Below are 23,310 nucleotides of genomic sequence, written 5' to 3'. Positions count from 1 at the left end.
AATTTTCATGCCAATATTGGAAGGTTAGGGGGTTTCAAATACTGGACATCAGTTTTCTTTATAACCTATTTACGCTTAGAGATGTAGATCCTCAATCGAAAATAAGTTCTATTTACCAAGATTTAACTGAATCTTGCAGTCACTCATCAAGCTGTTTTGAACAGCGCTAGAGGATTGCCGCAAGCAATGATACACTGAGCAACAAATACACATAAACGATTGAGCACTTTATGATTGAAACTCTTATACAGGCTATTTTGCAGCAAGTTGATCAACCCAAAAAAGACTTAGAAAAAAATTTACGTGCTTTACTCAATGAAAGTATCGAAAAGTTAGACCTCGTTTCGAAGCAAGAGCTCGATCGTCAGAGAACAGCCTTGAATTTAGCTAACCAACGCCTCACTGAGCTACAACAACAGATGAAATCACTTGAAGAAATCATACAGAACAAAAAATAAGCACCAACACGGTGCAAACAGCACCGTAAAATGACTAAAAATAAAGCACCACAATGGAACAACAATAAAATGTCTTTCGCCAAAATTTATACAAGGGGTTTATTGGGGCTACACGCCCCTCAAATCGAAGTTGAAGTCCACATCAGTTCAGGGCTACCCTCTCTCACCATTGTCGGCTTGCCTGAAGCCGCAGTGAGAGAAAGTAAAGATCGGGTTCGCTCTGCAATTATTAACAGTGGATTTTTGTTTCCAACCAAACGCTTAACCATTAACCTTGCACCTGCGGATCTTCCTAAAAATGGCTCACGACTAGACTTACCCATCGCCTTAGGAATCCTAATCGCTTCTGGTCAACTCCCTGAAAATAGTACAGAGGGCTTTGAATTTATTGGAGAACTTGCACTAGATGGACATTTGCGTCCAATCTCAGGAGCGCTGACGATCGCAATGGCATGCCAACAGAGTCAACACCGCTTGTTGCTTCCCACGGCAAATCTAGATGAAGCCAATCAACTTCCAAATTTTGATGTCTATGCAGCAAATCACTTACAAGAGGTTTGTGCACACTTTTCGGGCAATTCACAAATAACAGCAGCACCTAAGCAAAAAAATGCGGCATTATCTGGCTACCAATTTGATCTGGCAGATGTTAAAGGTCAGTTACGCCCACGTCGTGCCCTCGAAATCGCAGCGGCAGGCGGACATTCTTTACTGTTTAAAGGCCCACCTGGCACTGGAAAAACCTTACTTGCATCAAGGTTGCCCTCGATCTTGCCGCCACTCAATGCTCAGGAAAATTTAGAAGTTGCGAGCATCTATTCGGTTGCAAATGCCCAACATCATTTTGGACAACGTCCCTTTCGAGCACCGCATCATACTGCATCCGCAATTGCATTGGTCGGTGGTGGCTCACAACCCAAACCCGGCGAAATCACACTGGCGCATTTAGGTGTATTATTTTTAGATGAACTGCCTGAGTTTGACCGTAAAGTACTGGAAGTATTACGACAACCACTTGAGTCTAAAGAAATTGTGATATCACGTGCGGCAAGACAAATGACCTTCCCAGCCAACTTTCAATTTATCGCGGCAATGAATCCCTGCCCTTGTGGTTATGCCTTTAATCAAGACAGCCGTTGCCAATGTTCACCTGAAAGTATTCAACGTTATCAAAATCGTATTTCAGGACCATTATTAGACCGTATTGACCTCCACATAGATGTGCCACCTTTGCAAGCACAAGAATTGCAAGATCGAACACCCACTGAAAACTCTGAAATTGTACGCCAACGTGTCATCACTGCGTATGAAAAGCAGATTCAGCGACAACAGTGCTTAAATCAAGCGCTTTCTCCGAAGTTATTAGAACAATATGCACTTTTAGATGATAGCTCTGCAAGAATCATTGAAATGGCACAACAACGTCTCAATCTTTCCGCTCGGGCCTATCATCGAGTATTGCGTGTTGCTCGAACAATTGCAGATTTAGCTGAAAGTGACATGATCACGAGTACTCATCTCACTGAGGCACTGTCTTATCGAGGCAATCACGCTTAAAAAAAGCGACCATATCGGTCGCTTTTGATTGTTATTATGATTAAAAAGCATAGCCTAACGCTAAAACCACTTTATTTTTCTGCTTAGCTTCATCGCGCGTGTAGCCACCAAAAATATAATCTAAACTCCAAGTTGCACCTGTTTCAGCTAACGGATGTGATACACCTAAAGTTGCGTGGCGGAAAGCAAAATCAGTTTTAGTGACATCGCCCGCTTTGGCTTGATAAGTTAAATATTCGTCATCATCACCATAATAATACGCTGCAACTTGCGCTTTACCAGTGAACCCACCTGCGAGTTTTGGTGCATAAGTTGCTAAAAAGTAGGTGTCCCCTTTATTGCCAAAAGTCACGTTATTCAAAAGCGTTTGGGCTGTCACTGTTAAATCTTTATACGTTAAACCCACAATCGTTTCGTAGCCCGTTGATTCCCAACCTGGATAATAGTAATAAACTGTTGCCCCAATTTGATAACCCAAGTCATCGGTGATTTTGCCTTTATAGCCAGCATAAAAGTCATTTTCGAATGATTTTTTCTCTTTGGGTACATAGGTCGGTGATGTATTAAAATCAGCATAGGCCGCAGTCAATGTTGAAAACCAATAGCCCAAGTAAAATCCACTGTCATGGCTATAATCAAGCCCGCCCTGAATTGCAGGTGTATCACTTTCAGGTGAATTGGTCATCCCGCGTAAGTTATAACTGGATACAACACTTATATTTCCTGAAAGTGCACCCGGAAATGGCAAAGTACTATCTTCCGCCATCACCCAAGTTGAAGTTGCAGTCATCATCCCCAAAGCAACAGCTTTACATGCAAATTTCATCATATTGATCTCCCCCATAATTTAGATATTCAATTGATTTAAGTTTTTAAATTGCATCACGGGGTAATTTGCAAATGCTATGCCAAGCTTAGAGCACTTAAAAAAATATAATAAACACCATAAATAACAATTATTTAATTAGATATAAAATCTAGAACCCGATCATGCTTTGGGTTTTTAAAAAAGGATGAACTAAATAGTGCAACTAAACTGCAATGGAACTGATCATTATGGCGCACTCAAAAAGTAACAATGAAAATGCAAGCAACTCTATCATTCTGTATTCAACTCAATCATTATTTAAAAATACAGTGATGATCTAGCTCTATATGCATTTACGTTGCTTTTCGGTTAAATAAAATAATATTCATCAGAAAGAATATTTTCCCATGGGAAAATATAGGTATAAAAAAAGCAGAGCGTTCGCTCTGCTTTAGAGAAAGAATAGCTTAGAAGCTTTTGGTTAGCGTAAAGACTGCACCAGTTTTCACACCACGTTTGTATGGTTGTGTTTGTGCATCAATATTGGTACCGATCGCAGCCAATTCTGCACTAAAACCTTCAATAGACTTGACATCATAAGTCACGCCAACTTTCCAGTCGACATAGTTATCTTTAGTATCCTTCTCACCGAAAGCATCATCAATATCAACCTTGGTATAGCCGACACTTGCCACACCGCCAAAACCAGTGTCAGCAAAAGGAACACTATAGGCAAGGTTTAGATACCAACCATCTTCATCTGAGCCAACGACATCGTTGCTATAATTAATAGCAGCTAAGATGTTATCGCCAGTCACAATTGCATTGTCAAAACCAAGCTTCGCGTAGATCTCTAACCAATTCAAGTCAGATGAACTTGGATAACCGTAATACCACAAACCTACATCTAAAGTTGGTTTACCAGCAAATGGTAACTCTGTCGCATAACCAATATATGGATCAAGCTCTAAATGCGTTGGATCATCTGAACCAAAATGAACATTAGAAGCCCACACACCAGCATAAACACCAGACTCATGATCTAATTGAAAACCACCTTGAATCGCAGGGTCACTTTCCGTTTGAGTCATACCACGGAAACGATAATCGGTTGTCAATGCAGCACTTCCTGAAAAGCTTAAACCACTTTTCGCAAGTGCATTATCTTCTGCAGCGAAACTCACTGTTGAAAGTCCAGCAATCATACTAAGCGCAAGTGCCTTACATGCAAATTTCATCATATTGATCTCCCCCATGATGGATATTCGACTGATTTATGTTTTAAATTGCATCATGGAATAGATAGCAAATGCTGTGCCAACTTTAAACAATCCTTAGGAAATATAGTTCCCGTACCATAAAAGTGCCATTACGACACTTTAGATGCGCTTCAATTGATCCTAAGGTCTTTATTTCTTAATTTTTTGATCTATTTAGAAGCAGTATAGAAATTCAGGTTGTTTATTGCACAAAAAAGACGCACTTTTCAGCACCATAAGTTGTCTAACTATTGGAAATATCAGTTATACGTATGTAATTTAATGAGTGCTCAATAAAAGTGCACCTGAGTTAACTTAAAATAATCTGAATAAAGTGTTCCTTTTTCGTCGTTGTAGGATTGCCATTCGTCGGGATGTAATTTTTTGCAAATCAAGTTGCTAAATTTTTAACCAATCAATAAATAACCCATTAAATTTAAACAAAATTTATATTTCATAATCACACTTTTTAAACATAACTTATATAGAAATAACAATCGAATATTACAACCTTTATAAACACATTTAACAATTAAAATCATTAACTTAATTTTATTATGATCACTTTTTAAACGAGAAACAAATCATAAAATTATATAAGCTTTTTATTAAAAATTAATGAAAATTTTTTAATAAAAATCTATCTTTTTCATGTATAACTTATACAATTGCTCAAAATTTGCAGTTTCTTTCCCAATTTTTTTTATGAGGCTAGGTTATGCCAAAGGCACAGAAACTTACATTAGCGGTATTGATTAATGCCGCACTAATCACCTCAACATATGCAAGCGAACAAAGCGAAGCAAAAGGATTTGTTGAAGATGCAAGCGGAAATGTTTTATTCCGTACAGGTTATCTAAATCGTGACAAAAAAAATGGTGTTGAAGACACCAGCTCATATGCGCAAACTGCGATGGTTAAGCTAGACTCTGGCTTTACCCAAGGTGTTGTAGGCTTCGGTGCTGGTATTATTGGTGATGCGTCTTTTAAATTAGGCGCTAACAATAATGCGGGTAACGGCATGATCCCTAAGCACCCAGACGGTTCAGCATATGACCATTGGGCGCGTGGTGGCGGTTACGTAAAAGCACGCGTATCGAATACAACTGTTACCTATGGTACTCAGATTCTTGACCTTCCAGTTCTTTCAAGCAACACTGCTCGCTTAGTACCAGAATACTTTGAAGGTGTTTTAGCAAATAGCCGTGAAGTTGAGGGTTTAGAAGTTACCGTCGGTAAATTTACCAAAAACCAATATTCTGATCAGATTAAATCTGATGGCAATGAATTAGACCGTGCGGTAGTTTGGGGCGCAAAATACAAAGTAAATGATCAATTAAATACAGCGTACTTCGGTACTGATATTAAAGATCGTTTAGAGCGTCATTATATCAATGCTAATTATAAGCAAACTTTGGCAAATAATAGTTCATTAACTTATGATTTCAGCGGATACCATACTGATTGGGATCGCCAAGCAAACCAAAGCTTGTACTCTTATATTGGCTCAGCTGATGACAAATACCAAAACTCTATTTGGGCAATTTCGACCACTTATAATACTGGCCCACATACAGTAATGCTTGCTTACCAACAAAACAGCGGTAATGCAGGATATGACTATGGACTAGGTAAAGGTGTTGGAGATGGGCATCAAACCATTCATTTACCTAACTCATACCTTTCTGACTTCATCGGTAATGATGAGAAATCAGCTCAACTGCAATATAGCCTTGATTTCGGAAGCTTTGGAGTACCCGGGTTAAGTTGGACCACAGCATTTGTTTATGGTTGGGATATTGATACCAATACGGCTGTTAAAGTTGGCGATACTGTAGTAAACCGTGTACGTACAGCAGATAATGCAACTGAGCGTGAATTCTTTAACCAAGTTAAATACACGGTTCAATCAGGTTTTGCTAAAGATGCCAGCTTACGTGTACGTCACTCATACTACCGTGCTAGTGATGAATACCAAGCTGGATACATCGGCGACACCAACGAATGGCGTCTCTGGCTTGATATTCCTGTGAAATTCTTCTAATTCACAGTGAATAACTCGCCATAAAAAAAACCTCCATTCAATCTGAATGGAGGTTTTTTTAAACCAAATTTTTAAAATTAGCAAATTTGGTTTAATCCTCTAAACTTACTTTTGGGCAGCTTCGATTGATTTAATGATTTCTGCTTTAGCAACTTCAGAACTTTCCCAACCATTCAATTTCACCCACTTACCAGGCTCTAAATCTTTGTAGTGTAGGAAGAAATGTTCAATTTGGCTGATCAACAATTGTGGAAGATCTGTATATTCTTGAACATCTTTGTACAATGGAGATAATTTTTCATGTGGAACTGCGATCAGTTTCGCATCGATACCACCATCATCTTCCATATTTAATTTACCCACTGGACGACAACGAATCACGGAACCCGCTGCAACTGGATAAGGCGTCACAACAAGTACGTCTAAAGGATCGCCATCTTCAGATAAGGTGTTTGGTACATAACCATAGTTTGCTGGGTAGAACATTGCTGTACCCATGAAACGGTCTACAAATAACGCATCTGAATCTTTATCGATTTCGTATTTGATTGGCGCTGCATTTGCAGGAATTTCAATGATGACATAGATGTCATTTGGCGCGTCTTTACCCGCAGGAATATTGCTATAACTCATATCAACACTCGTGTATGTGAAATTAAATATAAAAAATCGGTCAGATTATAACGTGAATACAGTCAAAATGATGCTGTATATTAGTATTAGGCGTCATGAATTTTTATGGGCAACTTGGTTTAAGTCATTTTAATGGTGATCACAAACAAAAATATTGGGCAAAGCAAGGAAAAAAACCAAATAATTGAGCGTAAAGTTGCAAGATTGGCTAAATAACAAATTCCATAAATAACGCGAAAAATAATATACGCCCAGCCCAATGTCAGAATAAATCGCTCTGGAATCACCATATATTCCGCCATTAAAATTGCAGCGATAAATAAAGGTAAGCTCTCGAAGCTATTTTGCTGTACAGCATTTGCTCTTGCCGACAACCCTGTCGTTCTAGCCAAAAATTCACGAGGATTGTGATTGTCTTTTGCTTGAAAACCACCTTTTGATTTCGCAATCAAAGTAAAAACATAAGGCAATAAACATGCGACGATAATAATCAATATAATGCCGCTAATACCCTGCATCCTGACATCCATCATTTGAAGTTCTTCTGATCATGCTATCATAACTTATGATTTATGAAACTTTCATTTGTACTTGTTCAAAGTGCATTTGTTTTGGTACATGTGCGCTACTTGGAAGTTAGATCAAATAACATTGCTATATTTTTATATTGTTTTAGGGTCGATTTATGCAACGCCAAGATCAAAAAGAACTGTTTGATAGCCTTGATCAACAACGCCAAAACCAACTTAAGGTTGATCGGGTTTTAAAAATTGTATTTCCGATTGTTGCTTTTTTACTCAGCGTGATCTGTGCCAACCTAAACTGGCAATCGACCTTGGGCACTTTTGTCATTTTGACCATTGCCTTTTATGCAGTTGGGATTAAGCGTTTCACGCTCTGGCACTGGTTGATCATCACCACGCTATATGTCTTTGTTGATAATTATTTTAGCTTTAACGGCATTGACCCAACGCGTTTACGTTTCCAACTCATCACCATGATCATTTTCGTGGGAATTGCAGGTATTAGTCGTCGCTATATCGATCGCTGGTTTCTGAAAAAATCTTCCTAGTCAGCACAACAACAATCGATAGTCATAAAAAATGCCGCAATTGCGGCATTTTTTATGTGCCTCCCTTTAAAAAGAGAGGCAAGAAAGACTTTTAAGCTGGTTTACGAAGATCTTTACGTAAGATTTTACCTACGTTCGATTTTGGCAACTCATCGATGAACTCAACATAACGTGGGCATTTATAGCCTGTTAAGTGTTCTTTCGCATACGCAATGATTTCTTCAGTCGTTAATGAAGCGTCTTTCTTCACGATGAATAATTTAGGTACTTCACCTGATTTTTCATCTGGAACGCCAATCGCTGCCACTTCCAATACTTTTGCATGTTGTGCAACGACTTCTTCAATTTCACTTGGGTAAACGTTAAAGCCAGATACCAAGATCATGTCTTTCTTACGGTCCACAATTTTGAAGTAACCACGTGGATCCATGATACCGATATCACCTGTACGGAAGAATCCGTCAGCAGTCATTACTTTCTCGGTTTCATCAGCACGATTCCAATAGCCCTTCATCACCTGAGGACCACGGATCGAGATTTCACCTCGCTCGCCTTGAGCAACTTCTTTCCCATCATCATCCAAGATCGCAACTTCAGTCAACGGCAATGGAATACCAATCGTACCACTGAATTCAGTAGTTGCTGGCGGGTTTGCTGTTGCTACAGGAGACGTTTCAGATAAACCATAACCTTCGATGATGGTTGTACCCGTCACTTTCTTCCAAGCTTCGGCTGTAGATGGTAATACTGCCATACCACCGCCCATCGCCATCTTAAGATTGCTATGATCCAGTTGTTTAAACTCTTCGTTATTCACCAATGCATTAAACAAGGTATTTACTGCTGGGAAGAATGAAGGTTGGTATTTACGTAGTTCACCAATAACTGCAGGTAAGTCACGTGGGTTAGGAATCAAGATATTTGCTTGACCTTTGTACATGCCGTACATCGCACAAACCATAAATGCAAAAATATGGTAAAGCGGTAATGCACAAACAATACGATCGCCTTTTTCACTATCCGCAGCGCCAAACTTACTTGAGAAAATTGCTTCACACTGTAAAAGGTTTGCCACTAAATTACGGTGAGTCAGTTCGGCGCCTTTAGAAACGCCTGTCGTACCACCCGTATACTGAAGGACCGCTGTATCACTTAAAGTTAAGCTTGGGCGTTTATAGTTACTTGGATTTTCTTTGTTTAATGCGGTGTTAAATTTGGTATAACCTGGAATATCCCAAGCTGGAATTTGTTTACGCACTTTACGTAATACAAAGTTGACCAATGTTCCTTTGAGGGTACCAAGCATATCTCCCACTGTCGCAACAACGACGTGCTTCACAGGAGTCTTACCAATAATGCTTTGATATACACTGGCAAAGTTTTCAATAATGACTAAAACTTCTGAACCTGAGTCATTTAATTGGTGTTCTAACTCACGCGCAGTATAAAGTGGATTGACGTTGACAAGAACCAAACCTGCACGGAATACACCTAATGCAACCACTGGATATTGGAAAACGTTCGGCATCATTACCGCAACACGTGTTCCCTTTGCCAAACCTAAACTTTGTAAATAAGCTGCAAATTTACGACTCGCAACTTCTAACTCATTAAACGTTAAAACCTTATCCATAAAGATAAAGGCATCACGTGATCCGAATTTTTGGAAATTGCGTTCAAAAATATCAACAAGTGAAGTGTTTTCAGCAGGCAGTGCAACTGTTTCTGGGATTCCTGTCTTTTGGTATTCAGCAAACCAAATCTTTTCCATAATGCCATTATCTCCGAGTGGTAATCCTTAAAAATGTAACAACGTTACTTTCCATGGCAAAACATTTTTATTAAGTTCTTGAATTGCCCTGTAGACCTATCCAAATAATATGAATACGTCATCATATATAACGTATTTGTATCACAGAATACCAGCCTTATCTCTGAACGAGGAGTCTATTTGCTTTTTGATATCCCCGTGGTAAAAGTTGCCCCTTTGTTGCTCTTTTTCCTATATATTTTTGGAGATCATCCCCTTTCAGTTTTAAATGCTGTTGTCCTGCAGCGACTTGGATTATTTCATCTAACGTCAAGGTTGTCATGGATAAAATTTGTTCTTTCTCCTCAAGTTGTATCAACTTGTTACCTTTACCTTTATTTAGGACAGGGAGTTCAGCCAAATCAATAATAAGTAATCGTCCTGCTGAACTTAGTATTGCAACATGGCTTGCCTGCTGAATTGGTAACAACGGTAACGCCGTTGCTTTATCTCCAACCGTTAAAAAGGTTTTACCCGCTTTGGCATTGGTATCCAATTGACCTACTTGTGTTTTAAAACCGTAGCCTTTTGAACTTGCCACCAATAACTCATTCTTGTCATCATCAACTAAAACTTGGATAAATGACACCCCACTCGCTGGTGCAAGTTTCGAGCTCAATGGCTCGCCTAAACCACGAGCTGAAGGTAAACTACTGATGGGTAAAGCATAACTCCGCCCTGTTTTGTCCAAGAAATAAACCCGTTGATTGGTCTTACCCACTGCATGACTTAAATACTGGTCACCCGCACGGAAATTGAGATTTGCGGCATCCACATCACCGCCCTTGGCTGCACGCACCCAACCTGCTTCTGACAAAACCACCGTTACCGTTTCGGCTGGCAGCAAGTCTTGTTCTTTAATTTGAACCGCATCTGCTCGTCGTACCAATGGCGAACGGCGATCATCACCAAACTTTTTGGCATCTTCTTTCAGCTCATTGATAATCAAATTTTTCAGTGACTCAGGATTTTCGAGTTGCTCGCGAAGGATAGCGGCTTTCGCTTCCAGTTCTTCTTGCTCACGGCGAATTTCCATTTCTTCAAGCTTGGCCAAATGGCGAAGTTTCAATTCTAAAATCGCTTCAGCTTGAATTTCATCAATACCAAAATGTTGCATCAGCACAGGTTTGGGTTTGTCTTCTTCACGAATAATACGAATCACCGTATCAATATCCAAATAGGCAATCAAAAGACCTGCCAAGATATGTAAACGCTTTTCGATTTTAGTTAAATGGTATTGCAGACGACGCGTCACGGTTTGCTTACGAATCTCAATCCATTCCAACAAAATACGGCGAATGGATTTCACCTGCGGACGACCATCCGCCCCAATCATATTCAGATTGACACGATAGCTTGATTCCAAATCAGTCGTTGCAAACAAATGGCTCATCACCGTTTCTGCATCGACACGGTTAGAACGCAATACAATTACCAAGCGCGTTGGGTTTCTATGATCGGATTCATCCCGAATATCAGCCACCAAGGGTAATTTCTTGGCAATCATTTGGTCGGCGATCTGGGTAACCACTTTTGAACCAGAGACTTGATAAGGCAATTCAGTAATCACGATTTCGTTTCTTTCTATCGTGTAAACCGCACGCATGCGATAACTCCCACGACCTGTGGTTTGAATTTTGAGTAATTCTTCAGGTGGGGTAATGATCTCTGCTTTGGTTGGTAAATCAGGTGCAGGAATATACTCCGCCAATTTTTCATCGGTGGTTTCAGGATTACGAATCAGTGCAATCGTTCCTTTCACCACTTCACGCAAGTTATGCGGCGGAATATCGGTTGCCATCCCGACTGCAATACCCGTTGTCCCATTGAGCAGGATATTTGGAATACGAGCAGGCAAGGTTATCGGCTCTTTCATCGAACCATCAAAGTTATCTTGCCATTCACTGGTGCCTTGACCCAACTCATTCAGCAATAATTCACTATAAGCTGAAAGTTTGGCTTCGGTATAGCGCATTGCCGCAAATGATTTAGGGTCATCAGGTGAACCCCAGTTACCTTGACCTTCAACCAATGGATAACGATAGCTAAAGGGCTGCGCCATCAACACCATTGCTTCATAACAGGCAGAATCACCATGTGGGTGATATTTACCGAGTACATCACCAACGGTACGTGCTGATTTTTTTGGTTTTCCTGTTGATTTTAAGCCAAGCTCACTCATGGCGAAGACAATACGTCGTTGTACAGGCTTCAAACCATCACTGATATGCGGCAATGCACGATCCATAATCACGTACATGGCGTAATTTAAGTAAGCTTGTTCTGTGAATTCGGCTACGGAACGGTTTTCGGTTGCATGGTGTGCAAGGCTGGTCATTTCAGCAAGTCATCCAAAATCATTGTTATCGTCAATGCTTTGTATGCTATGTGGATGCAAGCGTTGTGACAAGCCCTAGTTGTTGTTTAAACGTCAAATGGTGTCTTGTTAAACTTAATGCAACATATTCAATATAACGTCTGATGCTGGAAACCAACCATTTTTCTCAGCCTTTTTTAACCATTCCCTAGCTAATTCATCATTTTTTTCAACATAGAGCCCCTTTAAATAAAAAAGACCCAAACTATACTGTGATGCTGCAATTTCTTGATTCGCAGCAACAGAATAGAACTCAAAAGCTCTTTTTAAATTCTTTGAAACACCTGTCCCATTTTCATATTTATCAGCAAGATTATTAATGGCTGGAAGAAACTTCTGCTGTGCAGCTTTCTCATAGTATTTTAATGCAAGATCAATATCGACCTGTTCTTCTTCATTTGAGCCAGAATGATAAACGCCTAAAAGATACAAAGCAGCTGCGTTGCCTTGCTCTGCAATTACCTCAAGATCTTCAATATAAATAACATCACTTTCGTTATATTCGGGTTGCTCCATCCAAGTTGAAGCCCAATTATATTCAGCAACAAGTGATCTATTATAAGTTGCTGCAATCCATAGCCAATTCCTACCCAATAAAAGATTTTCAACCCTGTCATTCCGCCCAAGACAATAATCAAGACCTATCTGTATTTGTTGACCTACATCAAACTCCATAACTTCAAGAGCCATTTCTTGTACAGATAAAAGATTCATTTTTAATTTAAGATTCTGTTAAAGGTTAATTTATTTAATGTAAATGAATTTTAGGTTTTTTACCTAAAATTCTCTTCTCACTTTAATATTAATCAATGCTCATCAGTAGACGAAGCTGACTCTGCATCATCTTCTTGATAAATAAATTTCGGCATTTCTAAACCAAAATAAATCGCGATTAAACGTAGGGTAAAACCAAATACCAGAGTGAAAATTACCGTTAAATCATGTGGCAATCCAACTTCTAAACAGACCCAATAACAAATCACTGCAACAAAGGAAATACTGGCATATAACTCACGACGGAACACCAAAGGCACGTCATTACATAAGATATCGCGCAGAATACCACCCGATACGCCTGTTAAGACCCCTGCAACCGCAGACACCACAAAACCATGCCCCATAGATAAAGCGATTTGGCAACCAATGATGGTAAAACCAATTAAACCCAAAGCATCCAGTACCAAAAATATATTACGTAGATGACGCATCCATTTGGCAATAATAATCGTCACAAAAGCCGCGCAACAAGTCAAAACCAAATACTCAGGATGCTTGACCCAAGTTAAAGGATAGTGCCCAAGTAACACATCACGGACTGAGCCACCACCCAATGCAGTGACACAAGCAATTAGTGTTACGCCGAACCAGTCCATACTGCGTCGACCCGCTGACAATGCCCCTGTCATCGCTTCCGCAGTAATGGCAATAATATAAATCACGGTCAGTAACATTTGCCTGAATCCTTAAACAAGGCGGAAAAGTGTGCGCTATTTTAAGACAAACTTAGATGAATTGTGCACAACATTGCTTAAATTTTTTCCCTGAGCCACAAATACAAGGTTGCTTCATGGTGATTTGCATATCTAAAGTCGGGTCAAGGAAATACCAACGTTGTTGATGTCGCACAAAATGTGAAATTTCATGATGAATATGAGGTTGTGTCTCATCATGGTTTTTATCGCGGTAATGCGCTTTAAACTCAACCAAGGCATGGGTTTTATCCAGCTTAGGCTGATGTTGTAGCACTTCTAATTGCAACCATTGATTGGACTGACTCCAATCTGCAATCGCAGCTCGATCTAAACTAGCCTGCTGCCCTAGAGCCGTTGTTTCAAGAATGTAATCAATTTGCTGTAAGGCAAAAGCACTATAGCGCGAACGCATGAGCTGTTCAGCACTTTCAGCAAATTGTTGTTTCAAATGTAGGGGCTGACAGCACGCAGCATATTGCCCTTGTCCACATGGACAGTTTGGTGAGGAAATCATTTTTCGTCAGTTTTCTCTTTCGCAATAATGCGCACTTTTTCAATCTTGTGCCCATCCATCGTCACCACTTCAAAACGATGTCCGTCTGCTTCCACCATTTCACCATTTTCAGGTAAACGACCGAGATGAAATAAGATATAGCCTGATAAAGTGGAATACTCTTCACTTTCATCCACCAAGTCTTTACCTAATAATAAAGACACATGGCGAATATCGGTTGATCCCTCTAATAACATAGATCCGTCATCGAGCGTTTCTGCTGTTGCTTCCAGCTCATCTTCATCAGGGAACTCACCCGCGATCGCCTCTAATATATCAATCGGTGTTGCAATCCCCTCAATCGAACCATATTCATTCAGTACGATTGCCATTTGTAATGGCGCTTGGCGTAATTGCTCCATGACCATGAGAACCTGTGCATTTTCATGCACAATCACGGGCTCGCGTAAATGTTTTGCGAAATCAATTGCACCTGTTTCAATGTATTCATTCAACACTTTATGCGTGAGTACGACACCTTCAATATTATCCAACTCTCCCCGCGCAATAATCAAACGCGAATGTGTCATCGACATTAAACGGTCTTTTAATTCTGTTGGATCATCATCTAAGTCTAACCATTCCAATTCTGGGCGTGGTGTCATCACTGACTTGACTGGTCGTTCGGATAAGCCTAATACGCCTTGTACCAAAACACTGTGATAAACCCCTGTATCTTCATCAAAGACTTCTTTGGCATAGGCTTGTGTAGCGAGTACATCCTCTGTTTCTTTGTGCTGATTTTCGCTACTGCTGCCTTTATTACCCAACATACGCAACACCGCAGAAGCAGTGCGAAAACGCAAATCAGTAGTCGTTACCAGCTTCTCTTGATTACGGCGCATAGTTTGGTTTACCGCCTCGACCAAAACCGAGAAGCCAATTGCGGCATATAAATAACCTTTTGGAATATGGAATCCAAAGCCTTCAACAATCAATGAGAAGCCAATCATCATCAAAAAGCCAAGACACAGAATCACCACGGTTGGATGTTTATTGACAAAGTCCATTAATGGTCGAGAGGCGATCAACATGATCCCGATCGCAATCGTCACCGCGATCATCATCACGGATAGATCTTTCACCATTCCAACAGCCGTAATTACGCTATCTAGTGAGAAGACTGCATCTAGCACCACGATCTGAACCACCACGACCCAGAACACGGCATGTACAGGATTTTCCTGCCTTAATGCTTGCTTACCTTCAATACGCTCATGCAGCTCCATCGTTCCTTTAAACAATAAGAACGCCCCACCAAAAAGTAAAATTAAGTCTCGACCTGAAAATGCATGATCAAAAATCTGGAATAGTGGTTCAGTTAAGGTAATCACCCAAGCAATAGACGCGAGTAACACCAAACGCATTAACAATGCGAGAATTAAACCAATTTTACGTGCAGCATTACGTTGTTCTGGTGGTAGTTTTTCAGCTAAAATTGCAATAAAAACAAGGTTATCAATACCAAGTACAATTTCAAGCACCACCAAAGTCGCTAAGCCCACCCATGCGGCAGGATCCGACATCCATTCAAAAATCATAGAGCTGACTCCTCTACAAAATCAGCTTTAAACTGATGATTGAATCGATCGGCATACATAGCCCAAACATTTTTTTTAGAAAAAGAGAACAAAGCAGAGTGACAACAACCACTACTCATAGAGGTACATTTATGAATGAAAGGATTTTTAGTATAGGTAAGATTTCAATAAAATTCATCATTTTTTATATGGGTGTTTTTTAATTTTTTTCTAACAATAGCGAAAAGGCTTTGTATGCGAAATGTGCATAAAACTGTCATAAAAGTCATTTAGCCTAGACAAGTACGACGAAAATGATAAGGTAAAAATAAAGTAGATGAATAGTGTATTTAGAATGACAGTTAAAAAAACCACTCCTCCCATAAAAACAACCCTCCCGCTTATTGCTTTGTATTGTGGTTCTCGTCCAGGCAACAATCCGATTTACCGTGAAAAGGCGATTGAACTTGCCCAACACCTCTCTACACAAGACTTTGGTATTGTTTATGGCGGCGCCAGTATCGGTCTCATGGGACAAGTCGCAGATACCGTACTTGAGCACGGCGGCGAAGTTGTCGGCGTTATTCCTGAGTTTATGTTGGACTATGAAATTGCACATAATCAACTGACGGAACTGCATGTTGTGAGAAGTATGCACGAGCGTAAAGCATTGATGGCTGAACGTGCCAATGCCTTTATCGCGCTACCAGGTGGACTCGGCACTTTTGAAGAAATTCTAGAAATCGCCACATGGGGACAGCTCAACCAACATCAGAAACCGATGATCATTTATAACGTGAACCGTTTTTATGATGCCTTAATTGCTCAACTTGATCATGCGGTTGAAGAAGGCTTTTTACCCCCTCAACATCGCGCCAAAGTCATTATTTGCGAAAATACCGAACAAATCTTCAATGTGATTAAAAATCTAAACTCGCCTAAACACGTGGCAATGTAAAATTAAAAAGGCGGATCAAATTTGATCCGCCTTTGGCATTTTTGACTTAGTTTGAATTGACTTGGTAAATGGTGGTTGTGCCACTGACTTCATTACCGACCACCAACAATGGTTTGCCATTTGGCGAATCTTTTGCCGAAATAAAGATTAAGCCTTCTGGTCCAAGATCACCATGTACAGATAATGCAGTCGATGGATCAGCCTGATCCCATATTTCACGAGTATTTAAATAATCTTGGAAAATTGGCTGTTTTGGATTACTGACATCAAACGCCATCACCCCACCCATCCGCTCAAGCCCTAGGAACAGGAATTGTTTATTGCCAATCTTGCCAATGGTGAGACCTTCTGGCTCTGGACCTTTGTTACTACTACGACCACCCAATGTATTGCCTTTTTCGTGGTTGCTGTTAAACCAGTCTTTACATGGAAGATTACGCGCCTTGCCTAATTTACATTGGTCACTATTCAGGTATTGTTCAATAAAGTCACCTGAGTCATAGGCGATTTTGACCTGATTTTGTGTATCCCAAATCGAGAATGAACGCCCACCCAGCACATACAAATCGTCATACATTAAATAATCGGTTAATGGATTACCATTGACTCCAATTTTATCGCCCGCTTTTGAGTAGTACACTGGTTTGCCATTTTCAGTTTGATAACCTTGTGTCCACGTAATTTTTAAGCGTCCTAATTGCTTGTCATCACGACAATCGCCTGCATCACCTTTGCTTGCACCACAATAACTAAAAGCGGTTGGATTCAAATGCGCACCCGCAGCTAAATCACGTAATTGTGCAGGTAGGTCATCGGCACAACGGCGATCAAAACCGTCTTTGTGCACCAAATGCTTGACGCGCCACTCTTCAACAAAGCCTTTGCTGTTATCATTATCACAACGTTGCAAATTCTTCTTTTCAAAGTCTTTAAGTTTAGTTAAGCCAAAATACGCAGCTGTATTTTCTCCCCATGCACGTGCATCACCTTCATTGGTAGAGATTAAATAAGTTTTTTGATCTGCGGCGGTATAAGCTGCCATGGCATCAGGATGATAAATCCCTTTCAACCCGTTCCAAGTCTTGATCATAATATCTTGGACGGTTTTCTTGCCATCAAAGTCACTGACATCTAAGCCATTACTTGAGTTTTTAGTTGGATCAAGCATGGATTTAAAACCACTGTCGCTGAGGCCATGATCTTTATAACCCATTGCCTCGATCGAGGTTACAGTGGCTGTCGCGATGTCCAAAACGGCAATGGCATTATTTTCTTGCAGTGCCACCCAAGCAGTTTTGCCATCATCAGAAACCGCAATATATTCAGGCTCTAAATCTTGAGCAACCGTGGCATTAGGTCCAAAAATACGAACACCTTTGGCAATCAATGCCTCTTTCTGGCTATTAAAAGCTTTAAAATCAGCAGTTTTGACCGTTGGCTTACTGATATCACTGACATTAATAATGCTGATTGAACCTTCTGGATCAATTTGATAGTCATCAGATGGCTCACCTTCATTGGCGACCAATACCGTTTTTCCATCAGGTGTAAAGGTCAACATATCAGGCAATGCACCAACTGGCACATGGCTCAATCGTTTTAGATCACTGGCTTGGTAGAACGCCACAAAACCACGATCAGTTTTATTGGCTGCTTCAACTGCCAATGCAATAATGCCATTTTGTATGCTGACACTATTCACCTTTGCACCTTCAGCAATATCATCCACGGTCAGTGATTGTAGATAAGTGGGCTTCGCAGGATCAGAAAGATCCAATACATCCAATGCCCCTATTTCAGCATTGACCACAAAAACACGTTTCGTTGCTGGATCATAAGCTGGAATTTCAGCGGCACTTTTAGCAAAAACACCTGATTCATAACGACTCATAAAACTAAGCTGAATACGCTCGGGCGTCGGTTCAACCACTTCAGGTTTTGGTTCAACTTCTTTGTTCGGTGTCTTATTTTGCTTGTTATCATCATTACACGCCACCAACCCCGCTGACAGCATTGCGGTCAATACCACTGAAATTTTAAATTTCATGATCAAATTCCATAGATTTTATTTTGTAGGGCTAATCTAGTATTCTGAGATGCAAGTTCGATGACACTTTTATGTCAGTTCGATGACCACTCTTTGACAATTTTTGTCTTTATTTCAATGACAATTGCATTAAACTAAAACGGATATTTCATCCACCAAAGCTCATGACAACAACCACGCATCAAGCTGTACAGCCCGAATTTCGTTTGTTGGTGTTATTGGTTTCCATTGGCTTTTTTATGCAGGCACTGGATACCACCATCGTCAATACCGCGATTCCAATGATGGCACTGCAACTCAATGAAAATCCATTACAAATGCATGGGGTAATTGTCGCCTACGTGCTTTCTGTGGCTGCTTTTATACCACTGAGTGGCTGGTTGGCAGATCGCTTCGGTATCCGCAATACCTATCTCGCAGCGATGGTCATCTTCAGTTTGGCATCGCTTGGCTGTGGTTTATCTCAGAATCTAAATCAACTGTTAGTCTGTCGTGTGATTCAAGGCATGGGCGGCGCATTGTTGATGCCTGTCGGGCGGCTCGCTTTATTAAAGCTGATTCCACGTACGCAATTTCTATCTGCCATGAGTTTAATGAGCCTTGCAGGTCTGATTGGTCCATTGATGGGACCCACTTTGGGAGGATGGTTGGTTCAGGTTGCAACATGGCACTGGATTTTTTTAATTAATCTACCCATGGGCGTACTCGGCGTGATCATGGCACTCAAAATCATGCCAAATCACAAAGAACCAACCGTGAAATCGTTTGACCTGAGTGGCTTTATCTTATTAATCGTTGCCATGGTCGGGCTTTCATTGGGAATTGAAAATATTGCCGCACCACAATACTCAGGCATCGTCAGTATCAGCTTATTGGTGATCGGAAGTATTGCAACGTTAGGTTATGCTTATCATGCACATAGCCACCAAAATGCACTGTTTCATGGACGTTTGTTTCGACACAAAATTTTTTCCATCGGGGTGTTGGGCAATTTCTTTGCGCGTTTAGGCAGTAATGCTATTCCCTTTATTTTACCGCTGATGCTACAAGTCGCTTTTGGTTTTGAACCTTTTATTACAGGTTTAATGATGATCCCAATGGTATTAGGTTCACTATTTTCCAAGCCAATTGTTCGCCCGCTCATTCAACGCGTCGGCTATCGTCACTTTCTGCTGACCAATACGATTTTAGTCGGCTTGTGTATTGCCAGTTTTGCTTTAATGACTGCTGCAACACCGCTTTGGCTCAAAATTGTGCACCTCTTTATTTTTGGTACACTCAACTCACTCCAGTTTGTGGGAATGAATACCCTGACTTTAAAAGATTTACCTCAGCACGATGCCAGCAGTGGCAATAGCTTCTTATCCATGATTATGATGCTCTCGATGAGTATCGGGGTAGCTTTGGCAGGAACATTAATCAATCTGTTTAGTCAGTATTATCCAACGGCATCCATTACCACCGCATTCCATGCTTCACTGATTACCTTAGGTTGTATTAATATCATTACTGCGATGGTGTTTTGGCAGATTCCAAAAGAGACCACGGATGAGCTGAAATAGCATCCGCTCCAAAATCACGTTATGATGATTATTTTAAAATCGCTGTAAAATTTACATGCCAAAATCGAATCCGAAACCCGTATACCAACGCCATAATACTTATGTCAGTATTGGGCTTGCGAGTCTGTTGGGTGTTTTGACGTATTTCGGTGTGTTCTATCAGCAAAAAGCCTCTGCTCAAGATTATGCCATTCGCGGTTTTGATGTATCCCATCATCAAGGTGAGATTAACTGGAAAAAAATCTCGCCACTGCAATATCAATTTGTCTATCTCAAGGCCACAGAAGGCGGTGATTTTAAAGACCGAAAATTTCAGGACAACTGGCTCAAAGCGCGTGAACAAGGTCTACATGTGGGTGCCTATCACTTCTATCGTTTATGTCGTGATGGCAAGGTTCAGGCTGATAATTTCATTGCCACCGTACCCAACAAAACCGATGCGCTGCCGCCTGTAATCGATTTGGAATATGACAGTAACTGTATAAATACTTATACCAAAGAGCAGCTACTCAAAGAAATTCAGCTTATGCATGATCAACTGCATCGACATTATGGCAAACAACCGATTTTCTATATTTCTAAAAGTTTTTATCACATTGTCTTGATGGGAAGTTTTACCGACACACCACTTTGGGTCAGAGACTACGATGGCAAACCTGAACTCAAAGATGGTCGAGCATGGTTATTTTGGCAGTACAGTCAAACAGGGAAAATTGACGGTATTGCAAAGCCTGTTGATTTAAATGTCTATGCTGAATCACCACAGCAGTGGCGTATGTTTTTAAAAGAACAAGGCATTCAGGATGACAAATGAACTGCGTAAAATCATCCATATCGATATGGATGCCTTTTTTGCTTCAGTCGAACTCAGAGAACGCCCTGATCTTAAAGATTTGCCAGTCGTGATTTCTTCCCATCATCCTCGTGCAGTGATTGCTGCTGCATCCTACCCTGCGCGCGTCTTTGGTTTGCGTTCTGCGATGTCGATGGGACAAGCCAAAAAGCTGTGCCCGCAAGTGGTTGTGATTGAACCAAATTTTGAAAAATATCGTGAGGTTTCAGTACAAATCCATCAAATCTTTCAGCAATACACCACGCTGATTGAACCACTGTCTTTAGATGAAGCCTATTTAGATGTCACTGAAAATCTAAAAAATATCCCAAGCGCCACCGAAGTCGCGACACAGATCCGTTCGGATATTTTCAAAATGACAGGGCTGACGGCTTCTGCAGGTGTGGCCCCGAATAAATTTTTGGCAAAAATCGCTTCAGATTGGAATAAACCGAATGGCTTATTCGTGATTAAGCCCAATCAAGTGCTGCAATTTATTCAAGACTTAGCATTGAGTAAAATTCCAGGTGTCGGCAAAGTCACCCATGAAAAACTAAATCAATTGAATTTGCATACCTTAGGCGATCTACAAAAAATCGAAGAAAATGTCCTTATCCATCATTTTGGAAAATACGGCAAACAGCTTTATTTATATGCACAAGGTATCGACCATCGTCCTGTCAAAGCCGAACGAGAACGTCAGCAGATTTCTAAAGAAATCACCTTTGATGACGACTATAACCTCGATCAATGTGCGCATACATGGCAGCCGTTGACGACAAAGATCTGGCAAAGTTTAGATAAAAAACAACTCACAGCACGGGGTGTCAATGTCAAACTAAAGCTCAAAAATTTTCAGGTCTTACAACACGGAAAAAGCTTTAAACACCCGCTACAGTCTCCACAACAATTATTACAAGTGGTTATGCAATTACTGAATGAAATGCATATTGATCCTAACTTTCAGTTTCGTTTAGTGGGTGTAGGAGTCTATCAGTTGCAACCGATTCAAGAAGAATCTCAACTTTCCTTATGGTAATGTGGTTTTTTTACACAAAAGTACCCTTCACGCTGAAATTTATGTTTGCTTTTTATGCAGTTTTCAGTACTCTAGGCAACGCAGTAGCATTATCCATGTTGCTTGCTCTTGCTAAAGAAATCCTCGCTTTTAGCATCTGCTCCTGTGGTTGGCGTGACGATCAAATCCGAATATTACAGGGCACTTCAAGTGTCCTTTTCTTATTTCCCCAACGATAAAAACCACTCATCCTACTTTTTTGTATAGAACTTCAGTTCAACTCACTTTATAAAAAACAACATTACATTTTATTTTTTAGCAGCGCTCTTTAATCAAAATGGAAACTTTTAGCAGCTGATTTAAAACAAAATTACACAGCAACTAAAGGCCATCAAGTACAATCTTATAAATACATTTTTAATTAGGTAGCACCTCTATGTCTGTGCAACGACTGCATGTCACTTCACGTTTTTGCGAAGTCGCAATTTCAGGAAATCTTGTTCATTTGGCGGGTCAATTGGCAGATGATACCAGTGTAGATGTCAGTGCACAGACACAGCAAACCTTAGACCATATTGACCGTTTACTTGCTGAAGCAGGTACCGATAAAACCCATATTTTATCGGTATTGATTTTCTTAAAAGACATCGAAAAAGACTATGTAGCAATGAATACCGTTTGGGATGCATGGATTGCTGAGGGACACCCCCCAGCACGTACCTGTGTAGAGTCTAAACTATACGCACCTGATGTCTTAGTCGAAATGACCGTGACTGCGGTACGCCCAGATTAAAATGATTTTGCCGCAAACACATTGTATTTCATCAAATGTTCGGTTTGCGGCATCGGACTAGAAATTGTGGATGTAGCAGAACTCATTGGATCAAATAAATCAGGGATCAAGTCCTCACGTAATTCTTGCTCAGTTGGAATACTGCTGTAACGAAAAACACGATATCCAGCCAATTCAAGTAGGCTGTCTTGATAATGCTTTTGATTCAGACGATTGACATAAGATTCATCTGCAATCTCAACAATCGCAAGCACCTGATGTTGTTGATCGAGCACCACAAAATCAGCAACCAAACCCTGATACTTGCGTCGCGTATGGCTAAACTTAGTGGTAAGCAAAGCATCAAACGATACATGTGCCAATATCGTATGACGGTGCAAAACGGCTTGCAAACGCATTAAAGTAATTTGCTCAGCAATATTCAAAATACCACGTCGCTTTAATGGACTATCTTGACGCCGATTTTGATGTAAATGTCGAAGTGCAAGTGCTGTAATCAACAGCAAACCAACTATTGTTATGAAATAATACATTTCT

The 23,310-nt window shown here is 40.4% G+C and carries 21 protein-coding genes; 9 read left to right on the top strand and 12 right to left on the bottom strand.

The window, feature by feature from the left end; genetic code table 11:
• Positions 1-230: 230 nt before the first annotated feature.
• Positions 231-458: an accessory factor UbiK family protein gene (locus tag F991_RS01065; RefSeq protein WP_004668184.1), complete on the top strand. Its 228-nt coding sequence runs from the start codon at positions 231-233 to the stop codon at positions 456-458.
• Positions 459-527: 69 nt separating this feature from the next.
• Complete coding sequence (locus tag F991_RS01060; RefSeq protein WP_004668181.1) at positions 528-2,015, top strand: YifB family Mg chelatase-like AAA ATPase; 1,488 nt, start codon at positions 528-530, stop codon at positions 2,013-2,015.
• A 40-nt stretch (positions 2,016-2,055) separates the two neighbouring features.
• Here the strand turns inward: F991_RS01060 and F991_RS01055 are convergent, their stop codons facing one another.
• Positions 2,056-2,844 carry a TorF family putative porin gene (locus F991_RS01055; RefSeq protein WP_004668179.1) on the bottom strand — a complete coding sequence of 263 codons (789 nt, stop codon included), beginning with the start codon at positions 2,842-2,844 and terminating at the stop codon, positions 2,056-2,058.
• A 446-nt stretch (positions 2,845-3,290) separates the two neighbouring features.
• Positions 3,291-4,064, bottom strand: a complete 774-nt coding sequence (locus tag F991_RS01050) for a TorF family putative porin (RefSeq protein ID WP_004668177.1) — start codon at positions 4,062-4,064, stop codon at positions 3,291-3,293.
• A gap of 736 nt (positions 4,065-4,800) precedes the next feature.
• On the opposite strand from F991_RS01050, the gene F991_RS01045 reads away from it, so the two are divergent.
• Entirely contained in the window at positions 4,801-6,126 is a 1,326-nt protein-coding gene (locus F991_RS01045) for an OprD family outer membrane porin (RefSeq protein WP_004668174.1), read from the top strand.
• A 105-nt stretch (positions 6,127-6,231) separates the two neighbouring features.
• Here the strand turns inward: F991_RS01045 and ppa are convergent, their stop codons facing one another.
• Positions 6,232-6,759 (bottom strand): inorganic diphosphatase, encoded by a 528-nt coding sequence (gene ppa / locus F991_RS01040; RefSeq protein ID WP_004668173.1) that lies wholly within the window; start codon positions 6,757-6,759, stop codon positions 6,232-6,234.
• Positions 6,760-6,878: 119 nt separating this feature from the next.
• The gene (locus F991_RS01035) at positions 6,879-7,277 is read right to left on the bottom strand and encodes an MAPEG family protein (protein WP_004668172.1); all 399 of its coding nucleotides are present in this window, start codon (positions 7,275-7,277) and stop codon (positions 6,879-6,881) included.
• 167 nt (positions 7,278-7,444) lie between these two features.
• Here F991_RS01035 and F991_RS01030 point away from each other — a divergent pair, with 167 nt between their 5' ends.
• A complete protein-coding gene (locus tag F991_RS01030) occupies positions 7,445-7,831 on the top strand; it encodes a hypothetical protein (protein WP_004668167.1) in 387 nt (128 codons plus the stop codon).
• Between the two features lie 91 nt (positions 7,832-7,922).
• Here F991_RS01030 and F991_RS01025 read toward each other — a convergent pair whose 3' ends face one another.
• The 6 genes from F991_RS01025 to F991_RS01000 form a co-directional block, all read right to left on the bottom strand.
• The gene (locus tag F991_RS01025) at positions 7,923-9,602 is read right to left on the bottom strand and encodes a long-chain-fatty-acid--CoA ligase (protein WP_004668166.1); all 1,680 of its coding nucleotides are present in this window, start codon (positions 9,600-9,602) and stop codon (positions 7,923-7,925) included.
• A 157-nt stretch (positions 9,603-9,759) separates the two neighbouring features.
• Positions 9,760-11,979 (bottom strand): DNA topoisomerase IV subunit A, encoded by a 2,220-nt coding sequence (gene parC, locus F991_RS01020; RefSeq protein WP_004668165.1) that lies wholly within the window; start codon positions 11,977-11,979, stop codon positions 9,760-9,762.
• A gap of 114 nt (positions 11,980-12,093) precedes the next feature.
• On the bottom strand, positions 12,094-12,732 hold the full coding sequence (locus F991_RS01015) for a tetratricopeptide repeat protein (protein ID WP_004668164.1): 639 nt from the start codon (positions 12,730-12,732) through the stop codon (positions 12,094-12,096).
• 92 nt (positions 12,733-12,824) lie between these two features.
• Positions 12,825-13,469, bottom strand: a complete 645-nt coding sequence (locus tag F991_RS01010) for a trimeric intracellular cation channel family protein (RefSeq protein ID WP_004668163.1) — start codon at positions 13,467-13,469, stop codon at positions 12,825-12,827.
• 52 nt (positions 13,470-13,521) lie between these two features.
• A complete protein-coding gene (locus F991_RS01005; RefSeq protein ID WP_004668162.1) occupies positions 13,522-14,004 on the bottom strand; it encodes a YchJ family protein in 483 nt (160 codons plus the stop codon).
• On the bottom strand, positions 14,001-15,584 hold the full coding sequence (locus tag F991_RS01000) for a TerC family protein (protein ID WP_004668161.1): 1,584 nt from the start codon (positions 15,582-15,584) through the stop codon (positions 14,001-14,003). The genes F991_RS01005 and F991_RS01000 overlap by 4 nt, the downstream gene beginning before the upstream one ends.
• A 316-nt stretch (positions 15,585-15,900) precedes the next feature.
• Here F991_RS01000 and F991_RS00995 point away from each other — a divergent pair, with 316 nt between their 5' ends.
• Complete coding sequence (locus F991_RS00995) at positions 15,901-16,521, top strand: LOG family protein (RefSeq protein WP_034595325.1); 621 nt, start codon at positions 15,901-15,903, stop codon at positions 16,519-16,521.
• Between the two features lie 46 nt (positions 16,522-16,567).
• Here the strand turns inward: F991_RS00995 and F991_RS00990 are convergent, their stop codons facing one another.
• A complete protein-coding gene (locus F991_RS00990) occupies positions 16,568-18,568 on the bottom strand; it encodes a choice-of-anchor I family protein (protein ID WP_004668159.1) in 2,001 nt (666 codons plus the stop codon).
• Positions 18,569-18,732: 164 nt separating this feature from the next.
• Between F991_RS00990 and mdtD the strand changes: the two genes are divergently transcribed.
• The 4 genes from mdtD to F991_RS00970 all read left to right on the top strand — a co-directional run bounded on the left by mdtD (position 18,733) and on the right by F991_RS00970 (position 22,773).
• The gene (gene mdtD / locus F991_RS00985; RefSeq protein WP_004668158.1) at positions 18,733-20,130 is read left to right on the top strand and encodes a multidrug transporter subunit MdtD; all 1,398 of its coding nucleotides are present in this window, start codon (positions 18,733-18,735) and stop codon (positions 20,128-20,130) included.
• A gap of 55 nt (positions 20,131-20,185) precedes the next feature.
• Positions 20,186-20,944 carry a glycoside hydrolase family 25 protein gene (locus F991_RS00980; RefSeq protein ID WP_004668157.1) on the top strand — a complete coding sequence of 253 codons (759 nt, stop codon included), beginning with the start codon at positions 20,186-20,188 and terminating at the stop codon, positions 20,942-20,944.
• Between the two features lies 1 nt (position 20,945).
• Positions 20,946-22,001: a DNA polymerase IV gene (gene dinB / locus F991_RS00975; RefSeq protein WP_171063383.1), complete on the top strand. Its 1,056-nt coding sequence runs from the start codon at positions 20,946-20,948 to the stop codon at positions 21,999-22,001.
• Positions 22,002-22,416: 415 nt separating this feature from the next.
• Positions 22,417-22,773: a RidA family protein gene (locus F991_RS00970; RefSeq protein WP_004668155.1), complete on the top strand. Its 357-nt coding sequence runs from the start codon at positions 22,417-22,419 to the stop codon at positions 22,771-22,773.
• Here the strand turns inward: F991_RS00970 and F991_RS00965 are convergent.
• Entirely contained in the window at positions 22,770-23,306 is a 537-nt protein-coding gene (locus F991_RS00965) for a DUF2726 domain-containing protein (RefSeq protein ID WP_004668153.1), read from the bottom strand. The two genes, F991_RS00970 and F991_RS00965, sit on opposite strands and share 4 nt — an antisense overlap.
• Positions 23,307-23,310: the final 4 nt, after the last annotated feature.

It is taken from the genome of Acinetobacter sp. CIP-A165 (genome assembly GCF_000367985.1).
Taxonomy (GTDB): Bacteria; Pseudomonadota; Gammaproteobacteria; order Pseudomonadales; family Moraxellaceae; genus Acinetobacter.
The sequence above is the reverse complement of the archived record's forward strand: the minus strand, read 5'-3'. Positions and strand labels throughout refer to the sequence as shown.

Bases quoted from the DNA above. Each gene is read 5' to 3' on its own strand.
- mdtD (WP_004668158.1), top strand. From the start codon at position 18,733: ATGACAACAACCACGCATCAAGCTGTACAGCCCGAATTTCGTTTGTTG.
- F991_RS00995 (WP_034595325.1), top strand. From the start codon at position 15,901: ATGAATAGTGTATTTAGAATGACAGTTAAAAAAACCACTCCTCCCATA.
- F991_RS01005 (WP_004668162.1), bottom strand. From the start codon at position 14,004: ATGATTTCCTCACCAAACTGTCCATGTGGACAAGGGCAATATGCTGCG.
- F991_RS01015 (WP_004668164.1), bottom strand. From the start codon at position 12,732: ATGAATCTTTTATCTGTACAAGAAATGGCTCTTGAAGTTATGGAGTTT.
- F991_RS00990 (WP_004668159.1), bottom strand. From the start codon at position 18,568: ATGAAATTTAAAATTTCAGTGGTATTGACCGCAATGCTGTCAGCGGGG.
- ppa (WP_004668173.1), bottom strand. From the start codon at position 6,759: ATGAGTTATAGCAATATTCCTGCGGGTAAAGACGCGCCAAATGACATC.
- F991_RS01050 (WP_004668177.1), bottom strand. From the start codon at position 4,064: ATGATGAAATTTGCATGTAAGGCACTTGCGCTTAGTATGATTGCTGGA.
- F991_RS01025 (WP_004668166.1), bottom strand. From the start codon at position 9,602: ATGGAAAAGATTTGGTTTGCTGAATACCAAAAGACAGGAATCCCAGAA.
- parC (WP_004668165.1), bottom strand. From the start codon at position 11,979: ATGACCAGCCTTGCACACCATGCAACCGAAAACCGTTCCGTAGCCGAA.
- F991_RS01035 (WP_004668172.1), bottom strand. From the start codon at position 7,277: ATGCAGGGTATTAGCGGCATTATATTGATTATTATCGTCGCATGTTTA.
- F991_RS01045 (WP_004668174.1), top strand. From the start codon at position 4,801: ATGCCAAAGGCACAGAAACTTACATTAGCGGTATTGATTAATGCCGCA.
- F991_RS01000 (WP_004668161.1), bottom strand. From the start codon at position 15,584: ATGATTTTTGAATGGATGTCGGATCCTGCCGCATGGGTGGGCTTAGCG.
- F991_RS01055 (WP_004668179.1), bottom strand. From the start codon at position 2,844: ATGATGAAATTTGCATGTAAAGCTGTTGCTTTGGGGATGATGACTGCA.
- F991_RS00965 (WP_004668153.1), bottom strand. From the start codon at position 23,306: ATGTATTATTTCATAACAATAGTTGGTTTGCTGTTGATTACAGCACTT.
- F991_RS01065 (WP_004668184.1), top strand. From the start codon at position 231: ATGATTGAAACTCTTATACAGGCTATTTTGCAGCAAGTTGATCAACCC.
- F991_RS00980 (WP_004668157.1), top strand. From the start codon at position 20,186: ATGCCAAAATCGAATCCGAAACCCGTATACCAACGCCATAATACTTAT.
- F991_RS01060 (WP_004668181.1), top strand. From the start codon at position 528: ATGTCTTTCGCCAAAATTTATACAAGGGGTTTATTGGGGCTACACGCC.
- F991_RS01030 (WP_004668167.1), top strand. From the start codon at position 7,445: ATGCAACGCCAAGATCAAAAAGAACTGTTTGATAGCCTTGATCAACAA.
- F991_RS00970 (WP_004668155.1), top strand. From the start codon at position 22,417: ATGTCTGTGCAACGACTGCATGTCACTTCACGTTTTTGCGAAGTCGCA.
- F991_RS01010 (WP_004668163.1), bottom strand. From the start codon at position 13,469: ATGTTACTGACCGTGATTTATATTATTGCCATTACTGCGGAAGCGATG.